The organism is Pseudazoarcus pumilus (assembly GCF_002872475.1).
Lineage (GTDB): Bacteria > Pseudomonadota > Gammaproteobacteria > Burkholderiales > Rhodocyclaceae > Pseudazoarcus > Pseudazoarcus pumilus.
The window spans coordinates 1,398,085-1,420,623 of the sequence record NZ_CP025682.1 but is presented as its reverse complement, the minus strand read 5'-3'; the positions used below and the strand labels follow the sequence as shown (position 1 = coordinate 1,420,623).

Sequence of the window (22,539 nt, the reverse complement as noted above, 5' to 3'; positions counted from 1 at the left end):
GATGAGCCTCTCCAGCCAGCCCGGACACCCGATGCCCACCACCACCTTTTGTCTGGTCCGCCACGGCGAGACCGCCTGGAACGCCGAACGGCGCATGCAGGGCCAGTTCGACCTGCCACTCAACGGGACCGGTCGCGCCCAGGCCGAGGCGCTGGCCGCCACGCTGGCCACGCAGCCCTTCGACGCGGTGTTCTCGAGCGACCTCGCGCGCGCGACCACCACCGCCGAACCGGTCGCACGTCGCCTGGCGCTCGCGGTGCGCACCGATGCAGCCCTGCGCGAGCGCCATTACGGGGTCTTTCAGGGCCTGACCTATACCCAAGCCGAGCAGCGCTTCCCGCAAGACTATGCGCGGCTTGTCGCACGCGATCCGGACCATGCCCTGCCCGACGGCGGCGAGAGCCTGGCCGATCTCGCCGCGCGCGTGCGCGACGCGCTCACGCGCATCGCGATGGAGCATGCCGGTGGCCGCGTGCTCGTCATCACCCACGGCGGCGTGCTCGACGCCGCTCATCGAATGGCGACCGGCAAGGCGATCGACGCCCCTCGCGATTTCGTCGTCGCCAATGCCGCGCTGAACTGGATCGAGCGCCGCGACGGAAACTGGGCGCTGCTGTCCTGGGCCGAACGCGGGCATCTGGACGCCACGCATGACGAAATGCCGCGCAGCTGAGCGCGGACGGCGTTTTCTCATGACGCACGCCTGCGGTAACCTTGGCGACCACCACGACCGTGACCCGCGCCAACGAGGAGACCCCCACCCATGAGATCGCGCCGACAGTTTCTGCAGGGCGCCGGCATCGCCGGCATCCTCGCCGCCGGCACCGCCCCCGCCATCGTCCGTCCGCAGGAGGTGCTGCGCTGGCGGCTCGCATCGAGCTTTCCGAAGTCGCTCGACAATCTCTACGCACCGGCCGAGCGCTTCGCCAAGAGCATCTCGGACGCGACCGACGGCCGTTTCCAGGTCAGCGTGTATGCCGGCGGCGAGCTGGTGCCGCCGTTTTCCATCGTCGACGCGGTCCAGAACGGCACGGTCGATTGCGGTCACACCGCGGCCTACTACTACTTCGGCAAGGACGAGACCTTCGCCTTCGACTGCACCATCCCGTTCGGCATGAACTCGCGCCAGCACACGGCGTGGATGTATGACGGCAACGGCCTGGAGCTGCTGCGCGCCTTCTACGCGAACTACGACATCGTCAACTTCCCGATGGGCAACACCGGCGCACAGATGGGCGGCTGGTACCGCAACCCGATCAAGTCGGCGGACGACCTGAAAGGCCTGCGCATGCGCATCGGCGGCTTCGGCGGGCGCGTGCTCGAACGCCTCGGCGTACTCCCGCAGAACATCCCCGGCGGCGAGGTGTATTCGGCGCTGGAAAAGGGCACGATCGACGCCACCGAATTCGTCGGCCCCTACGACGACCTGCGCCTGGGCCTGTATCGCGTCGCGCCCTACTACTATTTCCCGGCCTGGTGGGAAGGCGGCGCGCAGCTCACGCTCTACGTCGGCACCAAGGCCTGGAATGCGCTCTCGCCCGAGTACAAGGCCATCCTGCAGCAGGCGGCGAGCGACGCCCACGTCTACATGCAGGCGCGCTACGACGCGCGCAACCCGGCCGCCCTCAAGCAGCTCATCGCCGAAGGCGCGAAGCTCTCGCGCATGCCGCGCGACGTGATGGACGCCGCGTTCAAGGCCTCGCGCGAGGTCTACGCCGAACTCAACGACAAGAACCCGGAGTGGCGCAAGATCTACGGCGACTACGCACGTTTCCTCGCCGAGCAGTACCAGTGGGAACCCATCGCCGAGGGCAGCTACAACCAGTACATGGGCGCGATGCGCCTGTGACCGGCTTGCAATGAGTTCGCGTCGCCGCTTCCTGCAACACGCCGGCCTGGGCGGCATCGTCGCCGCCGGCGTGGCACCCGGCGTGGTCGGCGCACGCCCGGCGATGCGCTGGCGGCTGGCGTCGAGCTTCCCGAAGTCGCTCGACATCCTGCACGGCTGCACCGAGCGATTCGCGCGCAACGTCTCGGAAGCCACCGACGGGCGCTTCACGATCTCAATCTACGCCGCCGGCGAACTGGTGCCACCATTCTCGGTGCTCGACGCCGTGGGCAACGGCACGGTCGATTGCGGCCACACCGCGGCCTACTACTACTTCGGCAAGGACGAGGCCTTCTCCTTCGACTGCGCCATCCCCTTCGGCATGAACTCGCGCCAGCAAACGGCATGGATGTTCGACGGCAACGGGTTGGCACTGCTGCGCGAGCTGTATGCCGATCATGGCGTGGTCAATTTCGTCATGGGCAACTCGGGCACGCAGATGGGCGGCTGGTATCGCCGCCCGGTGCGCTCGCTCGACGACCTCAAGGACCTGCGCGTGCGCATCGGCGGCTTCGGCGGCATGGTGTTCGAACGCCTGGGCGTGCTCACGCAGAATATTCCACTGTCCGACGCCTATCCCGCGCTCGAAAAGGGCACGATCGACGCCACCGAGTTCATCGGCCCCTACGACGACCTCAAGCTCGGCCTGCACCGCGTCGCACCCCACTACCACTATCCGGCCTGGTGGGAAGGCAGCGGGCAACTGTCGCTGTACGTCGGCACCGAGGCCTGGAACGCGCTGCCCGCCGAATACAAGAGCATCGTCGAACGCGCTGCGAGCGACGCCCACGTCCTGATGCAGGCGCGCTACGACGCGCGCAATCCGGCCGCGATGAAGCGCCTGCTCGGCGAAGGCGCGCGACTCGCGCCGTTTCCGCGCGAGGTGCTCGACGCGGCCTTCGCCGCGTCGCAGGATCTCTACACCGATCTGGATGCACGCAACCCCCGGTGGCGACGCATCCACGCCGACTACCGGCGCTTCCTCGCCGACCAGGTGCAATGGCACGCGACGGCCGAGGCCCACTACAACGCCTACATGCGCACGCTCGATCTCTGAGGAAGAACCCGGCAGAACGCGCCGCTGCGCCCGATTCCGGGCAGACGCGCATGGTAGAATCCGCAGTCTGGATCAACCCTTTGCGAGCACTGCGGATCATGTTTTCTGCGCACGACACCATCGCCCGGACCGACCCCGAACTGTGGGCCACGATCGAGGCCGAGAATCAACGCCAGCAGGACCACATCGAACTGATCGCCTCGGAGAACTACGTCTCCCACGCGGTGATGGAGGCGCAGGGCTCGCAACTGACCAACAAGTACGCCGAAGGCTATCCCGGCAAGCGCTACTACGGTGGCTGCGAGCACGTGGACGAGGCCGAACGCCTGGCCATCGAGCGCGTCAAGCGCCTGTTCGGCGCCGAGGCCGCCAACGTGCAGCCCAACTCCGGCTCGCAGGCCAACCAGGCCGTGCTGATGGCCTTCGCCAAGCCCGGCGACACCGTGCTCGGCATGAGCCTGGCCGAAGGTGGCCACCTGACCCACGGCATGGCGCTGAACATGTCGGGAAAATGGTTCAACGCGGTCTCCTATGGTCTCAACGACAAAGAGGAGATCGACTACGACGCCCTCGAGCGCGCGGCCCACGAGCACAAGCCGCGCATCCTCATCGCCGGCGCCTCGGCCTATTCGCTGCGCATCGACTTCGAGCGCTTCGCGAAGATTGCCAGGGACGTCGGCGCGATCTTCTGGGTGGACATGGCGCACTACGCCGGCCTTATCGCCGCCGGGCTCTACCCCAACCCGGTGCCCCACGCCGACGTGGTCACCTCGACCACGCACAAGACGCTGCGCGGCCCGCGCGGCGGCATCATCCTGATGAAGTCGGAACACGAGCGCGCGCTCAATTCGGCAATTTTCCCGGGCATTCAGGGCGGCCCGCTTATGCACGTCATCGCCGCCAAGGCAGTGGCCTTCAGGGAAGCGCTGGAACCGGGCTTCAAGGCCTACCAGCAGCAGGTACTGACCAACGCCCAGGCGATGGCGCGCGTGCTCGCCGAGCGTGGGCTGCGCATCGTTTCGGGACGCACCGAAAGCCACGTCTTCCTGATCGACCTGCGTGCCAAGAAGATCACCGGCCGCGACGCCGAGGACGCGCTCGGTCGCGCCAACATCACCGTCAACAAGAACGCCATTCCCAACGACCCGGAGCGCCCGATGGTCACTTCCGGTCTGCGCATCGGCTCGCCGGCGATGACCACGCGTGGCTTCGGTGAAACCGAGGCCGGCGAGGTCGCCCACCTGATCGCCGACGTGCTCGAGGCGCCGAACGACGAAACCGTAGCCGCGCGTGTGCGCGACAAGGTCGCGACGCTGTGCACCAAGCATCCGGTGTATGGTGCGTAATCTCCCCGAAACGGCGGCGCGCGGATGAAGTGTCCTTTCTGCGGTGACCCCAACACTCAGGTCACCGACACCCGCGAAAACGACGAAGGCGACGTGGTGCGCCGGCGCAGGCGCTGTGTGGCCTGCGACAAGCGCTTCACGACCTACGAGCGCATCGATCTGAAGATGCCGCACATCGTCAAGCGCAATGGCGCGCGCACCGAGTTCGACCACGACAAGCTTGCCGGCAGCCTGCGGCTCGCGCTGCGCAAGCGCCCCGTCGCGCTCGAGGCCATCGAGGCGGCGATCGAGCGCATCGAGGCGCGCCTGCTGTCGCTGGGCGAGCGCGAAATCGCCAGCGCCAAGCTGGGCGAGCTGGTCATGGACGAATTGCGCAATCTTGATCAGGTCGCCTACGTGCGTTTCGCGTCGGTGTATCGCAACTTCGCCGACGTCGACGCCTTCGCCGATCTGATCCGTGAGGTCAAGACGCGACCGCGCCGGGGCCGCGCCCCGGCCAAGGACAAGTCGGCCACCCCCGCCGAAGATGACCTTTTCCACGATTGACCACGCGATGATGGCGCGCGCGCTGCAACTGGCCGCGCGCGGGCTGGAAACCACCACGCCCAACCCGCGCGTGGGCAGCGTCGTGGTACGCGACGGCCGGATCGTCGGCGAAGGCTGGCATGAGCGCGCCGGCAGCCCGCACGCCGAGGCCGCCGCACTGGCCGCTGCCAGTGAGGCCGCACGCGGTGCGACCGTCTACATCACGCTCGAGCCCTGTGCCCACTACGGGCACACGCCGCCCTGCGCCGAAGCGCTGGTGCGCGCCGGCGTGGCGCGCGTGGTCGCGGCGATGCGCGACCCCAACCCCAAGGTTTCGGGGCGCGGCTTCGCGCTGCTCGACGAACACGGCATTGGCTGGGATTGCGGGCTGCTGGAAGGCGAAGCGCGCGAACTCAACATCGGCTACATCTCGCGCATGACGCGCGGCCGACCGTGGCTGCGGCTCAAGGCCGCCAGCACGCTCGACGGCAAGACCGCACTGGGAAACGGGGTCAGTCAGTGGATCACCGGAGCAGCCGCACGACGCGACGGCCACCGCTGGCGCGCACGCGCCTGCGCCGTGCTGACCGGCTACGGCACGGTGCGCGCCGACGACCCGCAACTGACCGTGCGCGACGTGCCCTGCAGTCGCCAGCCACTGCGCGTGGTGGTCGACGGCCGGCTGGAAACGCCCCTGAACGCACGCATTCTCGAAGGCGGCAACGTGCTCATCGCTAGCGCCGTGGACGATGCTGCGCGCCATGCCGAATACGCGGCGCGCGGCGCCGAAATCGTGGTGCTGCCCAACGACGCAGGCAAGGTCGACCTCCCCGCCCTGCTGCATGAGCTGGCCGCACGCGGCATCAACGAGGTACACGCCGAAGCCGGCTTCAAGCTCAACGGCTCGCTGCTGCGCGAAGGCTGCGTCGACGAACTGCTGCTCTACATGGCTCCGATGCTGGTCGGCGACGCCGCCCAGGGCATCTTCAACCTCGCCGCGATGACCGGGCTCGATCAGGCCCTGCGCCCCACCCTGCACGACGTGCGCCGCATCGGCGACGACATCCGCATCATCGGGCGGTTGTCGCCGCTGCCCTGAATCCCCTCAGAGCGCGTTGAGCGGAATCTTCAGGTAGGACACGCCGTTGTCCTCGGACGGCGGCAGGCTGCCGGCACGGATGTTGACCTGCACGGATGGCAGGATCAGCACCGGCATCTCCAGCGTCGCGTCGCGCTTGGTTCGCATCGCGACGAATTCCTCCTCGGAAATTCCGTCGCGCACATGGATGTTCCCTTCGCGCTGGTCGGCGACCGTGCATACCCAGCTCGGGCCGCGCCCCGACGGCGGATAGTCGTGGCACATGAACAATCGCGTGTCGGGTGGCAGTGACAGGATGCGTCGCGCGGAGCGGTAAAGCGCATGCGCATCGCCTCCGGGGAAGTCGCAGCGCGCCGTGCCCACGTCGGGCATGAACAGAGTATCGCCGACGAACACCGCGTCACCGATGCGGTAGGCGACGCAGGCGGGCGTATGGCCGGGCACGTACATCACCTGCGCCTCCAGTTCACCGATGCGGAATACCTCGTCATCGGCGAACAGCCGTTCGAACTGCGAGCCGTCCATGCGGAATTCCGGCTCCAGGTTGAAGATGTCGCGAAACACCTTCTGCACGCGGCGGATGTTGTCGCCGATGGCGATGCGCCCGCCCAGTTGCCGTTTCAGATACGGCGCGGCCGACAGGTGGTCGGCATGGGCGTGGGTCTCGAGAATCCACTCGACCGTCAGGTCGTAGTCACGCACGAAGGCGATGACCTCGTCGGCGTGACGATGGGTCGTGCGTCCCGACTTGGGATCGTAGTCGAGCACCGAATCGATGATCGCGCAGGCGCTGCCGCGCCCGGCATGGACGATGTGCGTGACGGTACCGGTGATCTTGTCGTAGACGCCGTGAACATAGGGGTGGGAATCGGACATGCAGGCTCTCCTGTCGATCAGTAATCGTTAATGTATTGACTAATAGTTTCATGGTCAATATATTATTATTCACTGAACTATGGACCGTCGCGATGACCACCGCCATCCCGTCACCCGAGATCCTGCAGGACAGCGCCGAGCGGGCCTGCCGCGTGCTCAAGGTGCTGTCCAACCGCGACCGCCTGATGATCCTGTGCGAGCTGGCGCAGGGCGAACGACGCGTGGGCGAACTCGAGGCGCGGCTGGGCATCGGCCAGCCGACGCTGTCGCAGCAACTCACGGTGCTGCGCGCCGAGGCGCTGGTCGACACGCGACGCGAGGGTCGTCACATCCACTACCGCCTGATCAGTCCGCAAGTGGGCGCGCTGATCACGGTGCTTCACGATCAATTCTGCACATGACCGGAGCGTAGGCAATGAGCATCGACTGGGCAAACTTCACGCCGTGGGCCTCGCTCGCCGGCGGCGTGCTGATCGGCGTCGCGGCTGCACTGTTCGTGCTCGCCAATGGCCGCATCCTCGGCGTGAGCGGCATTCTTGGCGGACTGCTGCGCCCCGCAACAGGCGACGCGGTGTGGCGCATCGCCTTTTTGCTTGGTTTGGTCGCCTCACCGTTTCTCTACATGTTGCTCGCACCGGCAGGCTGGGCGATGGCGCCGACCATCGACGCCGGTCTGGTGACGCTGATCGTCGCCGGCCTGCTGGTCGGCTTCGGCACGCGTCTGGGCTCGGGCTGCACCAGCGGTCACGGCGTATGCGGGCTGTCGCGCCTGTCGCCGCGCTCGCTGGTCGCCACGCTGTCGTTCATGGCGGCCGGTTTCGCGGTCGTCTTCGTCATCCGTCACATCTTCGCCTGAGGAGCGCGCCATGCAGCGTTTGACCGAATTTCTCGTCGGGCTGATCTTCGGCCTCGGGCTCATCCTCTCCGGCATGACGGACCCGTCCAAGGTTCTGGGCTTTCTCGACCTGTTCGGCACCTGGGACCCGTCGCTGGCTCTGGTGATGGGCGGCGCGATTGCGGTCGGCGCCTTCGCCTTCGCGCTGGCCAGGGGTCGCACGCGAAGTGTTCTCGGCGACGCCATGCACTTGCCCCGCGCAACGCAGATCGACAAGCGACTGGTGGGCGGCGCGCTGATCTTCGGCGCCGGCTGGGGCCTGGCCGGCTTCTGCCCCGGTCCCGCGCTGGTCGCATCCGCCTCGGGCGAGATCAAGGCCGTGCTCTTCGTCCTCGCGATGCTCGCCGGCATGGGCTTGTACGCCCTGGTCGAACGTCGCATTCGCTGACGTGCGCCGCCCCGTCCTGCCCGCGATGGATTGGCTGCGCGGCTATCGTGGCGAGACCTTCGCCGCCGACGCCGTCGCCGCGCTGATCGTCACGATCATGCTCATCCCGCAGAGCCTCGCCTACGCGATGCTCGCGGGTCTGCCGCCCGAAGTCGGGCTGTATGCGAGCATCGCACCGCTGGTAGCCTATGCGGCCTTCGGCACCAGCCGCGTGCTCGCGGTGGGGCCGGTGGCGGTGGTGTCGCTGATGACCGCCACTGCGATCGGCGACTACGCCATGGCCGGCTCGTCGGATTACTGGGCTGCGGCGATCACGCTGGCCTTCATGTCCGGCGCAATGCTTCTCCTCATGGGCTGGCTGCGCCTGGGATTCGTCGCCAACTTCCTCAGCCACCCGGTGATCTCGGGCTTCATTACGGCCACCGGCCTGCTTATCGCCGCCAGCCAGTTCAAGACCCTGCTCGCCGTGCCCGCGGGCGGTCACGATTTCATCGCCCTGTTCGTCTCGCTGGCACGCCACCTTCCCGAAGCCCATGCACCGACTGCCGCGATCGGTCTGATCACCATCGCCTTTCTGTTCTGGTCGCGCCACGGTCTCAGGCCGGTTTTGGCGCGCGCGCTGTCGGCGCGCGTGGCCGACATCGCCGCACGCACGGCACCGGTCGTGGCAATCGCCGTCACCACGCTGGCGACCTGGCACTTCGGCTGGGATCGGGCCGGGGTGGCGATCGTCGGCAGCATTCCGCAAGGCCTTCCGCCGCTGACGCTGCCGGTCTGGGATCTCTCGCTGTTGCAGCAACTCGCACTGCCCGCCCTGCTGATCAGCGTGGTGGGCTTCGTCGAATCGGTCTCGGTAGGCCAGACGCTGGCCGCGCGCGCGCGACAGCGCATCGACCCGGACCGCGAACTGGTCGCACTCGGCGCGGCCAACGTCTCGGCCGGATTCACCGGCGGCTATCCGGTCACCGGCGGCTTCGCGCGCTCGGTGGTCAACTTCGACGCCGGCGCACGAACCCCCGCAGCCGGGGTGCTGACGGCCGCCGGCATCGTCCTCGCCGCGCTGCTGCTCACTCCGGCCCTGTACTACCTGCCACAGGCCACGCTCGCCGCAACCATCGTCGTGGCCGTGCTGTCGCTGGTCGATCTGCGCGTACTCCAGCGCACCTGGAACTACTCCAAACCGGATTTCGTCGCGGTGCTGACGACACTGCTGGCGACATTGGGCTTTGGCGTCGAGACCGGGCTGATCGCCGGCGTAGGCGTGTCGCTGGCGCTGTTCCTTCTGCGCACCAGCCGCCCACACATCGCCGAGGTGGGTCTCGTTCCCGGCACCGAACATTTCCGCAACATCCACCGCCATCAAGTGCTGACCACGCCGGAAGTGGTCAGCCTGCGTGTCGACGAGAGTCTCTATTTCGCCAACGCCCGCGCGCTCGAGGACCGCATCAACGCCGCCGTCGCCGCCCGGCCGAAGCTGCGCCACGTGGTGCTGCTGTGCTCGGCCATCAACGACATCGACGCCAGCGCGCTGGAAAGCCTGGAGGCCATCGACCGCCGCTTGCGAGACGCCGGCATCCTGCTGCACCTGTCCGAAGTGAAAGGCCCGGTTATGGACCATCTGCAGCGCACCGATTTTCTGGATCGTTTGTCGGGCGATGTGTTTCTGACCCATTTCAGGGCCATCTGCGCACTCGCACCCGAACTGCAGAACCCGAACGGTCAGTCGGTTTGCGCGAGCGAGGCCCCGTAATCGGCCGCTTCCGCGAGGAGGATCGCCTCGTCGTCGATTGCCATGACCTGCACGTCATCGGGCAGTGGACGCAGCGGGATGCTGAAGCGCACCGTCGGCTTGTGATCGGTTCGGAAATAGCAACTGTGGCAGGTCGGCATGCCGCCCCGCTCCAGGAATCCCTTGCGCAGCGACACCGCCCGCGGAGAGCGCCACAAACCTTCAAAGGCGTCGTCGGAAAGCGACCCGAAGAACTCCTCGTCGTAGCTCGCGTAGCTGCAGAAACTGAGCTGACCGTCTGAATTGAGCGTAGGTGCGCGCAGCGGCTTGCCGCAACGCAGCGGGCCCGTGACCCGGGCCTTCTCCAACCCTTCCGTTGGTTTTCCCTGGGTGAGTGCGTAGCGGGAAAAATTTGCCTTCAATGGCACGAACTCGCGCGACACGTCGTGCCCGCGATAGTCGAAGGGGCGGAAATCCTTGAGCGTAAACAGATCCGCGCCGACCTCCTTGGCAAGCTGCAACAGGCGCGGAATCTGCGGCACCGTGTCGCGCGTGGCAAGCACGCGGAAATTGATCACCGGGTGCTGCACGCCCAGTCGGTCCTTGGCCTCCCGCAGCAGCTCAATGGTCTTCAGCGCGTCTGCGAGCTTGCCGCCGACCCGGTACTTCTCGAAGGTTTCCTGATCGGCCCCGTCCACGCAGACGCAGATCAGCGTCAGACCGCTCTCGACCAGCTCACCCATGAACTTCGGGTTCACGCGCACCGTGCCGTTGGTGCTGATCAGGGTCTTGATTCCCGACTTGCCCGCATGCGCCACCATGTCCGTGATGCGCGGGTGCAGCAGCGGTTCGCCCCAGTCCCAGAACAGCGTCAGCAGCAAGTGATCGCGCATCTCGTCGATCACCCGTGCATAGGTGTCGTAGTCCAGATGCTCATTGGGCCGCCCGAGCGTGTCGTTTCCGGTGGGACAGGCGGGACATTTGAGATTGCATACCGTCGTCACCCCCACATGCAGCAGATGCGGCCTGGCATGACCCTCCGACGCGGGGTCGGCGGCCTGCGCGGCAAGATTGTCGCGTTTGGCCCGGTCCAGCCGGCAGTGATAGAGGACGCTTTCCTCCTGCAAGGGAACGGTCGTGGGCAAACCGCGAAGCCGATCCATCATCGATCCGAAATCCGGCACCCAGCGCACTATCCGTTCTCCATCGATTCGAGCAGCTGCCGACGCTCGCCCGCGGGCAGTTTCGCCGCGCCGACCAGTGACCAGAAATTCGGGCTCGACACCCGTGCGGCCGCCAGGGCATCCGGCCAACTGGTCGCCCCAACCCGCTCGCTCGCCAACACCCGGCAGCCGCAGGCCTGCGCTTCCACCGCCAGTCTGCCGAAGGCATGGTACATGAGCGGATCGACGACGACAGCAGCATAGCCATTGAGCAACTCGGGCATGTCCTCGTAGGGGACGCTGAGGTAGGGCAACACTTCCGGCACGTAGCCGGCACGCCGCGCGCGCTCGGCCGAGGTCGGCGCCATGCGCGCCGGGCAATCGAAAATCAGTGCGATTGCAGGGCGCTGCTCGGGCGGGACCAGCACCCGAAAGCGGGACAGGTCGATGGGCGGCGCGATCAGCACCGTCGGCCGCTCGACGCTCACCAATGCCCGGACGATCTCCCGGTGTCCCGGCGACAGGAAGTGGACCACATCGAATGCGTCGAAGAAGGCCCGATACAATCCGCCGAGTTCCGGCGGACATTCGCACGGCGTCCGGACCCAGGCGTGCGCCCCGACGCAGGCGGCGTCGCGCTGCCCGCAGGGATGAAGGTCGCGCTCGCTGCGAATCGCAAATCCCTCGTAGCCAGCGAGCGCTTCCGTCCAGCGGACTACGAGTCGCGTCTGGTTCTTCCAGTCGCGATAGTCCCCGGGAGGGCGAACACTGGCGACGACGACCACATCAAATCCGGCCAGATCCGGCGTGTCTTCCGCATGCGCCACCACCACCTCGATGCCCGTCGGTGCGCACTCGACATGCCGGAGCAGGCTCAGTTCCGCTCCGCCCCGGACGCCATTGACCCAGTAATGAACCAGAAGCACGCGCAAGTGCATCGCCGAATACCCAGGTTCGTCCATGAAGGTCCGAAATGCGCAGCTTATCGGTAGATTCACCGCGGCGCATCCGCAAGTCCGGAACAACTGCGTTAACGTCGGGATTCACGGCTTCAAGTGATACGGTTCAGGAGGCGGATCGGAGCGGCGAAGATTAGCCATGCGCACGTGCGCCACACAGCAAAAAGCCCGACCTGAGTGTGCCGTTACCCGTAAGCGGGGACCGGAATCAAGCATAACCTGACCAACTCTCGGGAGATTCCAGCTGTCCTACGACCCTCGGTTCAAGCATAACTTGGCCAAACATGACGTAAACAAGCAAAACCTGGCCAAGAAATATCCGCCTACACGGTAAGCATTTTTCTGCGTTTATCGCCCCATCCACCGACGATGAGAACGGTCCTCGGGTCGGTGTCGTGCCTCGTCCGCATATCAGCACTGCGACGCCAAATTTGTTCCATCCGCATCGGCATGCGCAGTTCAAAACTCTGCACTTTCCTTCCTTCCTGGCCGATAGCAGTCAGAATGTTCGTTAAAACATTCAATGAATTCACAATGCTCGATTTAAAGAGCACTCTGTTGACAAACAATCCCACCCCAACCAAGATGGATCTGATTTCAATCATTAATCAGGCTTTGCCTGATTTAACGAACATGAAGATCCGCCAGTCAGCAGTGCTCCCCCCGAACTGCTAGAGCAAAGTGCTCAACTTGGACAGCGGCTGGCACGACTGCGTATTGCTCGGGGCATCAAGCAATCTGATGCGGCCTTGCGCGCTGGCCTGTCGCGCAACACCGCCTATCGCATCGAGCATGGAGATCCGGGACTCGCGCTGGGCCAGTTGCTGCGCTACCTCACTGCCATTGCTCCGGGCAGTACCTTGCTCGACCTCTTGTCGGAATCAGACCCGGCCCTGGCGGCCCTTGCGACCCGCGAGCAATCGAAGCGAGTACGCTCGCTGACACCCTCTCAACTTAGCGAGCTGGACTTCTAAACGGGATGAGTGCAAAAGACGTCAAGCTCACCGCTTTCGCCAGCCTCGGCGGAAACTGGGCGCCGTGCGGGCAACTGGTGCTGACCGAAGAGGGAGATCGCCTCTTGGCCTCAAGCTTCGCGTACGGCCTGAACTACCTCAACCGCGGCAACGCTCTCGAAGTCGACCCCGTGAGCTTGGGGCTGTCAGACCGCGAAGCGGTGCGAGGCAAGCGCCTCCTGCCTGCGAACAGACTCTCGTTCTTCGGGGGAATTCGCGATGCGGCTCCGGACGCCTGGGGGCGGCGCGTGATCGAAGCAAAGCTGAAGGTCCCGGCAAACAGCCTGCCCGAGTCGCAATACCTGCTGCACGCTGGCGGCGAACGAGTCGGCGCACTGGATATCCGTGAAGGCCTGGACGCTGCGCCGACGGCAGGAGCAAGTCCTTGGCACACTCTGGAACACCTCGTCGAGGCCGCAGAACGGATCGACGCCGGCCTGCCGGTTCCAGCCCATCTCGAGATGATCTTTGCGGATGGTTCAGCCCTTGGTGGTGCGCGCCCAAAGGCATCCGTGCGTGATCAGCGCGGTGTGCTGTGGCTCGCCAAATTCGCCAGCCGAAACGATGCCTTTGACGTTCCCGGGATCGAATCCGCTTCTCTTGTGCTCGCGCGACATGCGGGGCTCAACGTGCCGCCGGTTGCGACACATCTGCTGGGCAACCGCAACATCATGTTGATCCGGCGCTTCGACCGGTACTGGTCCTCGCCAGAGGAGCCACTGCCGCCAGAATCTGACCTGAGCGCCACTGGCCCCGGGAACGACAGAATCGAGCACCGGATGGGATTCGTCAGCGGGCTGACCATGCTCGGCTGCGACGAACTGGAGTCGCGCCACAAATCGTACGCGGACCTCGCCGAGCGCGTACGGCGATACTGCCATCCCACGGCGATCCGGGCAGACAACGAAGAGCTTTTCAAGCGCATGGTGTTCAACATCCTGGTGAGCAACGACGATGACCATCTGCGCAATCACGGCTTTCTTTGGGACCCGAGGCTCACAGGCTGGCGACTGAGCCCGCTGTACGATGTACTCCCCCGCCCCAGCCATGCAAGTGAGCGCTATCTGCATCTGGGCATCGGCCCGCAGGGCCGGCAGGCAACACTCGACAATGCTCTCGCAGAACCCGAGAAGTTCACGCTCTCAAAGGCAACCGCCTGCGCGTTGACCGCGCAGATCTGGCAGGTGGTGAGACAGTGGCGAGTGTTCTTTGATGAAGCCGGTGTGTCTGAGGAGCAGCAAGACAAGATCGCGACTGCGTTTCGGCACATCGATGAGGTCTCGACCCCGGGCTTGCGCAAGCTGCTTTGATGAATCGAGCATAAACGGGGCATTCGGCCAGTTTGTGCTTTACCGCAGCAAGCCAAGCAGAACCCTCGCCGACGAGCGCGAAGCAAAAAGCCCGACCTTTTGTGCCGTTACCCGTAAGCGGGGACCGGAATCAAGCATAACCTGACCAACTCTCGGGAGATTCCGGCTGTCCTACGACCCTCGGTTCAAGCATAACTTGGCCAAACATGACGTAAACAAGCAAAACCTGGCCAAGAAATATCCGCCTACACGGTAAGCATTTTTCTGCGTTTATCGCCCCATCCACCGACGATGAGAACGGTCCTCGGGTCGGTGTCGTGCCTCGTCCGCATATCAGCACTGCGACGCCAAATTTGTTCCATCCGCATCGGCATGCGCAGTTCAAAACTCTGCACTTTCCTTCCTTCCTGGCCGATAGCAGTCAGAATGTTCGTTAAAACATTCAATGAATTCACAATGCTCGATTTAAAGATCACTCTGTTGACAAACAATCCCACCCCAACCAAGATGGATCTGATTTCAATCATTAATCAGGCTTTGCCTGATTTAACGAACATGAAGATCCGCCAGTCAGCAGTGCTCCCCCCGAACTGCTAGAGCAAAGTGCTCAACTTGGACAGCGGCTGGCACGACTGCGTATTGCTCGGGGCATCAAGCAATCTGATGCGGCCTTGCGCGCTGGCCTGTCGCGCAACACCGCCTATCGCATCGAGCATGGAGATCCGGGACTCGCGCTGGGCCAGTTGCTGCGCTACCTCAATGCCATTGCTCCGGGCAGTACCTTGCTCGACCTCTTGTCGGAATCAGACCCGGCCCTGGCGGCCCTTGCGATCCGCGAGCAATCGAAGCGAGTACGCTCGCTGACACCCTCTCAACTTAGCGAGTTGGACTTCTAAACGGGATGAGTGCAAAAGACGTCAAGCTCACCGCTTTCGCCAGCCTCGGCGGAAACTGGGCGCCGTGCGGGCAACTGGTGCTGACCGAAGAGGGAGATCGCCTCTTGGCCTCAAGCTTCGCGTACGGCCTGAACTACCTCAACCGCGGCAACGCTCTCGAAGTCGACCCCGTGAGCTTGGGGCTGTCAGACCGCGAAGCGGTGCGAGGCAAGCGCCTCCTGCCTGCGAACCAGCTTCCGTTCTTCGGGGGAATTCGTGATGCCGCTCCGGACGCTTGGGGGCGGCGCGTGATCGAAGCAAAGCTGAATGTACCGGCAAACAGCCTGCCAGAGTCGCAATACCTGCTGCACGCGGGCAGCGAACGAGTCGGCGCACTGGATATCCGTGAAGGCCTGGACGCTGCGCCGACGGCAGGGGCAAGCCCTTGGCACACGCTGGCACACCTTGTCGAGGCCGCAGAGCGGATCGACGCTGGCCTGCCGGTTCCAGCCCATCTCGAGATGATCTTTGCGGATGGTTCCGCTCTTGGTGGAGCACGCCCCAAGGCATCGGTGCGCGATCAGAGCGGTGTGCTGTGGCTCGCCAAATTCGCCAGCCGAAACGATGCCTTCGACGTGCCCGGGATCGAATCCGCGTCTCTTGTGCTCGCGCGACATGCGGGGCTCAACGTGCCGCCGGTTGCGACACACATGCTGAGCAAACGCAACATCATGTTGATCAAGCGCTTTGACCGGTACTGGTCCTCGCCAAACGAGCCACTGCCGCCAGAATTCGACCTGAGCGCCACTGTCCCAGGGGGCCACAGAATCGAGCACCGAATGGGATTCGTCAGCGGGCTGACCATGCTCGGCTGCGACGAAATGGAGTCGCGCCGCAAATCGTACGCGGACCTCGCTGAGAGTGTACGGCGATACTGCCACCCCACGGTGATCCGGGCAGACAACGAAGAGCTTTTCAAGCGCATGGTGTTCAACATCTTGGTGAGCAACGACGATGACCACCTGCGCAATCACGGCTTTCTTTGGGACCCGAGGCTCAGAGGCTGGCGACTGAGCCCGCTGTACGATGTACTCCCCCGCCCCAGCCATGCAAGTGAGCGCTATCTGCATCTGGGCATCGGCCCGCAAGGCCGACTGGCGACACTCGACAACGCGCTCGCAGAGCCGGAGAGATTCACACTCTCAAAAGCAACTGCCTACGCGCTGACCGCGCAGATCTGGCAAGTGGTGAGACAGTGGCGAGTGTTCTTTGATGAGTCGGGTGTATCGGAAGACCAGCAAAACAAAATCGCGACCGCGTTTCGGCATATCGATGACGTCGCGACCCCAGGCTTGCGCAAGCTGCTGTAGCCAAAATCGACCGGGCACCCCACCACGTCGAAGATATGAGCATAGCCTCGACTAAGCTGCCTCGATCACCCGCGCCACCGCAGCGCCGCACCCCGAACACTTCCCTTCTCCGGTTCGTGACCCACCCCAGGATCCCGTGGCAATAAAGCCGAGAGCAGGTCAAACTCCACTCGGCAGTTCAACTGATGACTTCATCCTGAAGCCACCGCTTCCCGACCATTGAGCGACGTCACATGCGCCGAGTTGTGCCTGAAAACAGGCTTACGGGCCTTGGCCAAGCTGGTCTTCGCTCAGAGCAGGCTGCTTCCAGCCTTCGCGAGTTCGGACCCAACCAGATTCTCCCGGACCGGGGAGGCAAGTGGTCGGCGATCATTCGCGACAGCCTGCGCGATCCGATGCTGTGGTTCTTGCTCGTTGCCAGCGCCCTGTTTTGGGTTGTTGGCGAACGGGTTGAGGCTGCCGTCCTCTTGCTTGCTCTGATTCCGCTGCTGGGTATGGATGCATGGTTGCACCGACGCACTCAAGCGTCGGTTGCGGGACTGGGAAGCCGCCTGGCTGTTCAAGCAACGGTGGTTCGTGATGGCCAGTCAATGTCCGTCCCGGTTGAGGCCTTGGTTCCCGGAGACATGGTGTCGGTCAGCGCTGGTGAGTATCTCCCGGCGGACGGGATCGTGCTGTGGTGTGACTCGCTCCAGGTCGATGAGTCGACCTTGACGGGCGAAGCCTTTCCGGTGCGCAAAGAGCCCTATTTGCCTAAGATCGCCGGGCAATCCATCGATGAAGTCCATTGGGGACTTGCCGGCACGAGGGTACTGACGGGTGAAGCCCGGTTGCGCGTGGTGTGGACCGGCGCCGAGACCTTGTACGGCGAGATCGTCCGTTCGGCACTGGCTGGGACGCATTCCTTGACGCCCTTGCAGCAAGCAGTTGCGCACCTGGTAAAGATCCTGTTGTTCATCGCGGGGGGCTTCTGTCTGGTGCTCGCAGGGCTTCGCTTGCAACAGGGCTACGGCATCGTTGATGCGATTTTGAGCGCGATGACCTTAGCTGTAGCCGCGTTGCCCGAGGAGTTTCCAGTGGTGCTGGCAATTTTCCTGGGTGCGGGCGTCTACAGGCTGGCACGTCGCAAGGCCCTGGTACGCCGTGCAGTTGTCGTGGAAAACATCGGGCGCGTCACCTGCATCTGCTCGGACAAGACCGGAACACTGACCGAAGGGCGGCTGGAACTGGCGCATTCGCTGCCTGCGCAGCACTACGACGCGGCGCTGCTGCTCGAGACAGCGGCTGCGGCTTCGCGCTCCGACAGCAATGATCCGATGGACCAGGCGCTGCTGCAGGCCGCAACGCCTCCCCCAGCCGAAGCCCTGCGTGCCTGTTTTCCGTTCACGGAGGATCGGCGCCGCGAAACCTCACTTTGGGCCACTCCCGATGGTCTGCGTGTCGCGGTCAAAGGGGCGCCGGAGATCGTGCTCGCTCTGTGTTCGCTCTCGGAAGACGAGGTGGACCGATGGATGCGGGATGTTAACGACTTCGCGCAAAGCGGCCACAAGGTCATCGCCTGCGCCGCGGGCAAGCTCGACACTGTTGCATGGGACGGCAATGAGCCTGTCACCGGACTCACCTTCTCCGGCGTTCTGGCCTTCGAAGACCCGGTACGCGAGGGCGTGCGAGAGTCGGTACAGGCCTGTCGCGACGCAGGCATCCGGGTAATCATGGTCACCGGCGACCACCCCGACACGGCCGCCGCCATCGCCCGCGAGATCGGGCTCGGGCAGGACGGCTTGCGGCTTGTCACGGGCGAGATGCTGGACGCCGGCGCTGACCTGAATGGCATCGACGTAGTCGCCCGCGCAATGCCGGCACAGAAACTGAAGCTGGTACGTAGCCTGCAGGCGGACGGCGAAATCGTTGCCGTGACAGGCGACGGGGTCAATGACGTGCCGGCCCTGCAAGCGGCCGATGTGGGCATCGCCATGGGCGAGCGCGGCAGCCAGAGCGCCCGCGAGGTCGCAGCCATCGTGCTCATGGACGACAACTTTCGCAGCATCGCCGGTGCCGTGGCCGAGGGTCGGCAACTCTTTGCCAACTTGCAGCTGAGTTTCCAGTACCTGCTGATGATCCACATCCCGCTGGTGATCACGGCAGCGCTGATTCCGATGCTGGGCTACCCCCTGCTCTACCTGCCCATTCACATCGTGCTGCTTGAACTCATCATCCACCCCACAGCACTGCTGGTGTTCCAGAACGTACGCACGGGACGCATGCCCGACCGGCCGCCATCGACGGGTGCTCGGGTGCGTTTTTTCGACGCAGGGCAGTGGTGGCTAGTAGGCGCAGTCGGAGTGCTTGTGACAGCCATGGTTTCTGGCGCCTACCTGTATGCGCTGCAAGCCGAATATGCCGTGGAGCACGCCCGCAGCATGGCCGTACTGGCGCTGGTGCTGGCCGGTAGCGGAATCACTGCGGCACTGAGCGGCATGGCCTGGGTCATGGTGGCGGTGCCGCCACTGGCGCTGGCCATGGTGCTCGTTCAGCCAGAACTCGGCGAACTTTTTCACATGGAGGCACCCCACGTGGACGACTGGCTACTGGTAGCTGGTTGCGGAATCCTTACAGGCTTGATGGTGCTCTGGGCTCAAGGTCTCAAGCGACGCTCCGTCGCAGCGCATTCCCTGCCGTGACCACTAGGAGATCGCGGGCAGACGCAAGCTCGCCTGCAGTCCGCCCAGAGGGGATGTGTCAAGGGTGAGTCCGCCTCCATAGAGTTCCGCCAGTTCCAGCGCGATGGAAAGTCCTAGGCCCGAGCCGGGCGTGCGCTCGTCGGCACGCACGCCGCGCTGCAGCATCGCCTCTTGCTCATGCTCCGGGATTCCGCGGCCATCGTCCTCGACCGTCACGATCAAGGCCTGATCCACGATACCTGCGCTCACGATCACCCGCCGGGCGGCCCACTTGCAGGCGTTGTCGAGCAGGTTGCCGAGCATCTCCTGCAAATCCTGCTCGTCACCGCGAAACACCGCGGCTGCCGGGCAATCTTCCAGCTCCAGTGTCAGGTCGCGCTCGGCGTGCAGGCGACGCATCACGCGCAGCAAACCTTCCAGCACCGGCTGCAGCGGCACGCGCTGACCCGCAGCGCCGGCCCGCGCGGCCGCGCGGGCGTGGGCGAGGTGGCGTTCGATGTGGCGCTGCGCGACCTGCGTCTGCTCGGCCACGCTGCGCGCCAGCGCGCCGTCACCCTCGCGCGCGGCGTTGGCGAGGATGGTGAGCGGCGTCTTCAATGCATGGGCGAGATTGCCCGCCTGAGTGCGCGCGCGGGCCACGACTGCCGAGTTCTGCGCGAGCACATCGTTGAACTCATTCACCAGCGGCTGCAACTCGTCGGGGTAAGAGCCGGCGAGGCGCGACACACTACCGTCACGTACCTGCCCGAGCTCGTCGCGCACGCGGCGCAAGGGACGCAGCGCAATGCGCAACTGCATCACGCTCGCGCTCACCAGGCCAAGGCCGAGAATCAGCAGCGCGAGTGCGAGCAGCCCGTTGAAACGCGCCACCGGTTCACTAACCAGTGCCTCGTTGCCGGCCACGCCGACGCGCAGCGTGAGATCATCGAGCCGCAGGATCTGTTCGAGCAGCAGCACGTCGGCGCCGTCCGGGCCGCGTACGTGATGCAGGCGGCGCTGTCCGTCGGTCGCGGCCTCCGCCGGCATGGCGAGCACGCCGTCCCACAGCGAGCGCGAGCGCAGCACCCCCTTATTGGCCTCGAGCGCGACGCGGTCCACCTGCCAGTACAGGCCCGAATACGGCCGTGCCATGCGCGGGTCGCCCAGCGGCGCGCGCAATTGCAGCGCACCGTCGGCATCGAATTCGATGGCGGCGGCGAGCTCGTCCAGATGAGTGCCGAGTTCGGCGCGGAACTGCCGCGTGACGTGCTCGGCAAACAGCGCTGACAGTCCCCAGCCGGCCACCACCAGCGCCACCGCGACCCAGCACAGCGTGCCGGCCACCAGGCGCAGCCCGAGCGAGTTGCGCCAGCGCCGAGGGGCGTGCGTGGTCGGGTTCATACCGCGTCCACGAGGCGGTAGCCGAGCCCGCGCACGGTTTCGATCAACTCCGACGGCAGCTTCTTGCGCAGGCGCGCGACGAACACCTCGATGGTGTTGGAGTCGCGCTCGTGGTCCTGCGCGTACAGGTGCTCGGTGAGTTCGCCGCGCGAGACGATGCGCCCCGGGTGGTGCATCAGATAGGCGAGCAGGCGGAACTCGTGGCTGGTCAGCGTCACCGGTTGCCCGGAAACCGTCAGTTCGCCGCGCGCGGTGTCGAGCCGCAGCGGCCCACTTTCGAGAATGGCGCTGGCCCGGCCCGAGGCGCGCCGGATCAGTGCGCGGATGCGGGCGAGCAGTTCCTGCATGTGGAAGGGCTTGGTCAGGTAGTCGTCGCCGCCGGCGTCGATGCCGCCGACCTTCTCGTGCCAGCTGTCTCGCGCGGTCAGGATCAGCACCGGCATGTCGCGCCCGGCCGCGCGCCACTGGCGCAGCACCGTCAGTCCGTCCATGCGCGGCAGGCCCAGATCGAGCACCACCGCATCGTAGTTCTCGACCTCCCCCAGATACTGGCCATCGACGCCGTTGTCAGCGTGATCCACGGCATAGCCCGCCGCCGCGAGGGCCTCGCGCAGCTGCTCGGCCAGCACCGCCTCGTCCTCGACCACCAGCACGCGCATCAGCGTCCCCGCTTCTCGTGTTCGACCTCGATCACGCCAGCCGTGGCGGCGTCGACCTCCACCTCCAGCAACGCGCCGTCGGCACGCAGCAGCTTGATCTCGTAGATCCAGCGCCCGTCGTCGCGCTCGAGCTCGACTTCCAGCACGTCGCCCGGCATCTCGCGCGCGATGCGCGCCAGCACTTCGCCCAGCGGCAACACCTCGCCGGCTTCCAGCGCGCGCCGCGCGCGCTCGTGATCCTTGTCGTCGGCCAGCACCGGCCCGGCCAGCATGAGGCACAGGGCGGATAGGCCGGCAATGCGCACTGCGATGTTCTTCATTCCGCACCTCCTGACACGCGTTTATAGCGCTGCCCACCTGAACGCAGGCTGAACGGCAGGTTCAGCGGCCGTTCAGGCGCCACTGCTGACAATGCGCTCACGGTTCGCACACCGCGGATCGCAATCACTTCAGGAGTACGCATCATGACCAAGACCGGAATCCTCTCTACCCTGCTGCTGACCGCCACACTTGCCACCGGCGGCGCCCTGTTTGCAGGCTCTCACGCCATCGCCTCCGACCGCTCGGCGGCTCCGTCGCAACGGAGCGAATGGCTGTCCATCCAGGACGTACTGCAACGCCTGGAGGCTACCGGCTACCGCAACTTCGAGGAAGTCGAGCGCGAGTCTGACGGCTACGAAGTCAAGGCTACCGACCCGGACGGGCGCCGCGTCGAGCTCGACGTGCACCCGGTCAGCGGCGAAATCCTCAAGACCGAAGTCAAGCGCGACAAACACGACTGACGGACACGGCGGACGGCGGTTCAACCCGCCAGCGCCATGCCCAGCATGCCCAGCGCAAAGCCGGCCACGGTGCCCAACGGCGGCGCCCAGTGCCGGCGCATGCGCGCCTGTGGCGCGCTGTCCTGGAACACCAGATACAGGATGCCACCGGCGGCGAACAGCATAATGCCGCCGAGCAGCTCGGTGTGTTCAACCAGCCAGGCCCAGCCGGCCAACGCCAGCAGTTCGGGCATGACGTGATGCACGTGCCCCGTGACGCGCGGCGAAGCTCCCGCTGATGAAGTCCTGCAGCCGCGCGCGCTGCGAGGGCTCGGCGTGGTCCCCTGCGCGCTGCATGATCAGCGGCGACGAGGCGCCGATGTGTGCCAAAGATGCAGGGAGGGGGCGTCGCGAAGCTTCAGGCACTCGTCGCCGAACAAGGTGGAGGCGATTACTGCCGCCCAGGATCAAGCGACTCTTAAAGTGCGGCACCCACGGCGGCGATTCCCCTGGGGATACTGCGGCCCGCATGCCATCGCGTTCTTGTGCTTCACCGGGGCGGTGT

The 22,539-nt window shown here is 65.2% G+C and carries 23 protein-coding genes; 16 read left to right on the top strand and 7 right to left on the bottom strand.

Features of this window, described 5'->3' with window-relative positions; genetic code table 11:
* Positions 1-31: 31 nt before the first annotated feature.
* The 6 genes from C0099_RS06845 to ribD all read left to right on the top strand — a co-directional run bounded on the left by C0099_RS06845 (position 32) and on the right by ribD (position 5,915).
* Positions 32-673 carry a histidine phosphatase family protein gene (locus C0099_RS06845; RefSeq protein WP_102246746.1) on the top strand — a complete coding sequence of 214 codons (642 nt, stop codon included), beginning with the start codon at positions 32-34 and terminating at the stop codon, positions 671-673.
* Positions 674-763: 90 nt separating this feature from the next.
* Positions 764-1,849, top strand: coding sequence for a TRAP transporter substrate-binding protein (locus C0099_RS06840; RefSeq protein ID WP_102246745.1), 1,086 nt, complete (start codon positions 764-766; stop codon positions 1,847-1,849).
* Positions 1,850-1,859: 10 nt separating this feature from the next.
* Positions 1,860-2,945, top strand: coding sequence for a TRAP transporter substrate-binding protein (locus C0099_RS06835; RefSeq protein ID WP_102246744.1), 1,086 nt, complete (start codon positions 1,860-1,862; stop codon positions 2,943-2,945).
* Between the two features lie 98 nt (positions 2,946-3,043).
* Positions 3,044-4,291: a serine hydroxymethyltransferase gene (gene glyA / locus C0099_RS06830; protein WP_102246743.1), complete on the top strand. Its 1,248-nt coding sequence runs from the start codon at positions 3,044-3,046 to the stop codon at positions 4,289-4,291.
* A gap of 24 nt (positions 4,292-4,315) precedes the next feature.
* Positions 4,316-4,837 carry a transcriptional regulator NrdR gene (gene nrdR / locus C0099_RS06825; protein ID WP_102246742.1) on the top strand — a complete coding sequence of 174 codons (522 nt, stop codon included), beginning with the start codon at positions 4,316-4,318 and terminating at the stop codon, positions 4,835-4,837.
* Positions 4,818-5,915 carry a bifunctional diaminohydroxyphosphoribosylaminopyrimidine deaminase/5-amino-6-(5-phosphoribosylamino)uracil reductase RibD gene (gene ribD / locus C0099_RS06820; RefSeq protein WP_102246741.1) on the top strand — a complete coding sequence of 366 codons (1,098 nt, stop codon included), beginning with the start codon at positions 4,818-4,820 and terminating at the stop codon, positions 5,913-5,915. Before nrdR ends, ribD begins: the two co-directional genes overlap by 20 nt.
* 6 nt (positions 5,916-5,921) lie before the next feature.
* On the opposite strand, the gene C0099_RS06815 is transcribed toward ribD, so the two are convergent.
* Positions 5,922-6,791: an MBL fold metallo-hydrolase gene (locus C0099_RS06815; protein WP_102246740.1), complete on the bottom strand. Its 870-nt coding sequence runs from the start codon at positions 6,789-6,791 to the stop codon at positions 5,922-5,924.
* A gap of 92 nt (positions 6,792-6,883) precedes the next feature.
* Here C0099_RS06815 and C0099_RS06810 point away from each other — a divergent pair, with 92 nt between their 5' ends.
* Genes C0099_RS06810 through C0099_RS06795 form a run of 4 tightly spaced genes read left to right on the top strand, consistent with a single transcriptional unit; the run spans position 6,884 to position 9,824 of the window.
* A complete protein-coding gene (locus C0099_RS06810) occupies positions 6,884-7,192 on the top strand; it encodes an ArsR/SmtB family transcription factor (RefSeq protein ID WP_102246739.1) in 309 nt (102 codons plus the stop codon).
* Positions 7,193-7,206: 14 nt separating this feature from the next.
* Positions 7,207-7,647 carry a YeeE/YedE family protein gene (locus tag C0099_RS06805; RefSeq protein WP_102246738.1) on the top strand — a complete coding sequence of 147 codons (441 nt, stop codon included), beginning with the start codon at positions 7,207-7,209 and terminating at the stop codon, positions 7,645-7,647.
* 10 nt (positions 7,648-7,657) lie between these two features.
* Complete coding sequence (locus C0099_RS06800; RefSeq protein ID WP_102246737.1) at positions 7,658-8,074, top strand: DUF6691 family protein; 417 nt, start codon at positions 7,658-7,660, stop codon at positions 8,072-8,074.
* A gap of 1 nt (position 8,075) precedes the next feature.
* Positions 8,076-9,824: a SulP family inorganic anion transporter gene (locus C0099_RS06795; RefSeq protein WP_228151669.1), complete on the top strand. Its 1,749-nt coding sequence runs from the start codon at positions 8,076-8,078 to the stop codon at positions 9,822-9,824.
* Here C0099_RS06795 and C0099_RS06790 read toward each other — a convergent pair.
* Together C0099_RS06790 and C0099_RS15960 are read right to left on the bottom strand one after the other, a co-directional pair.
* Positions 9,794-10,996 (bottom strand): radical SAM protein, encoded by a 1,203-nt coding sequence (locus C0099_RS06790; protein WP_164084882.1) that lies wholly within the window; start codon positions 10,994-10,996, stop codon positions 9,794-9,796. The genes C0099_RS06795 and C0099_RS06790 overlap by 31 nt on opposite strands.
* Positions 10,996-11,928, bottom strand: coding sequence for a glycosyltransferase family 4 protein (locus tag C0099_RS15960; RefSeq protein WP_164084881.1), 933 nt, complete (start codon positions 11,926-11,928; stop codon positions 10,996-10,998). The genes C0099_RS06790 and C0099_RS15960 overlap by 1 nt, the downstream gene beginning before the upstream one ends.
* Before the next feature lie 665 nt (positions 11,929-12,593).
* Between C0099_RS15960 and C0099_RS06780 the strand changes: the two genes are divergently transcribed.
* The 5 genes from C0099_RS06780 to C0099_RS06760 all read left to right on the top strand — a co-directional run bounded on the left by C0099_RS06780 (position 12,594) and on the right by C0099_RS06760 (position 19,174).
* On the top strand, positions 12,594-12,899 hold the full coding sequence (locus tag C0099_RS06780; RefSeq protein WP_102246734.1) for a helix-turn-helix domain-containing protein: 306 nt from the start codon (positions 12,594-12,596) through the stop codon (positions 12,897-12,899).
* A gap of 5 nt (positions 12,900-12,904) precedes the next feature.
* Complete coding sequence (locus tag C0099_RS06775; RefSeq protein ID WP_102246733.1) at positions 12,905-14,248, top strand: type II toxin-antitoxin system HipA family toxin; 1,344 nt, start codon at positions 12,905-12,907, stop codon at positions 14,246-14,248.
* A 590-nt stretch (positions 14,249-14,838) separates the two neighbouring features.
* Positions 14,839-15,144: a helix-turn-helix domain-containing protein gene (locus C0099_RS06770; protein ID WP_102246732.1), complete on the top strand. Its 306-nt coding sequence runs from the start codon at positions 14,839-14,841 to the stop codon at positions 15,142-15,144.
* A gap of 5 nt (positions 15,145-15,149) precedes the next feature.
* Positions 15,150-16,493 (top strand): type II toxin-antitoxin system HipA family toxin, encoded by a 1,344-nt coding sequence (locus C0099_RS06765; RefSeq protein WP_102246731.1) that lies wholly within the window; start codon positions 15,150-15,152, stop codon positions 16,491-16,493.
* A gap of 233 nt (positions 16,494-16,726) precedes the next feature.
* Positions 16,727-19,174 carry a cation-translocating P-type ATPase gene (locus tag C0099_RS06760; RefSeq protein ID WP_102246730.1) on the top strand — a complete coding sequence of 816 codons (2,448 nt, stop codon included), beginning with the start codon at positions 16,727-16,729 and terminating at the stop codon, positions 19,172-19,174.
* Between the two features lie 3 nt (positions 19,175-19,177).
* On the opposite strand, the gene C0099_RS06755 is transcribed toward C0099_RS06760, so the two are convergent.
* The 3 genes from C0099_RS06755 to C0099_RS06745 are packed head-to-tail and all read right to left on the bottom strand — an operon-like array spanning position 19,178 to position 21,533.
* Positions 19,178-20,554 (bottom strand): sensor histidine kinase, encoded by a 1,377-nt coding sequence (locus C0099_RS06755; RefSeq protein WP_102246729.1) that lies wholly within the window; start codon positions 20,552-20,554, stop codon positions 19,178-19,180.
* A complete protein-coding gene (locus C0099_RS06750) occupies positions 20,551-21,213 on the bottom strand; it encodes a response regulator transcription factor (protein WP_102246728.1) in 663 nt (220 codons plus the stop codon). Before C0099_RS06750 ends, C0099_RS06755 begins: the two co-directional genes overlap by 4 nt.
* On the bottom strand, positions 21,213-21,533 hold the full coding sequence (locus C0099_RS06745) for a PepSY domain-containing protein (protein ID WP_102246727.1): 321 nt from the start codon (positions 21,531-21,533) through the stop codon (positions 21,213-21,215). Before C0099_RS06745 ends, C0099_RS06750 begins: the two co-directional genes overlap by 1 nt.
* Positions 21,534-21,677: 144 nt before the next feature.
* On the opposite strand from C0099_RS06745, the gene C0099_RS06740 reads away from it, so the two are divergent.
* On the top strand, positions 21,678-21,995 hold the full coding sequence (locus C0099_RS06740) for a PepSY domain-containing protein (protein WP_102246726.1): 318 nt from the start codon (positions 21,678-21,680) through the stop codon (positions 21,993-21,995).
* 20 nt (positions 21,996-22,015) lie between these two features.
* Here the strand turns inward: C0099_RS06740 and C0099_RS06735 are convergent, their stop codons facing one another.
* Positions 22,016-22,228: a ZIP family metal transporter gene (locus tag C0099_RS06735; RefSeq protein ID WP_199797663.1), complete on the bottom strand. Its 213-nt coding sequence runs from the start codon at positions 22,226-22,228 to the stop codon at positions 22,016-22,018.
* Between the last annotated feature and the right edge of the window lie 311 nt (positions 22,229-22,539).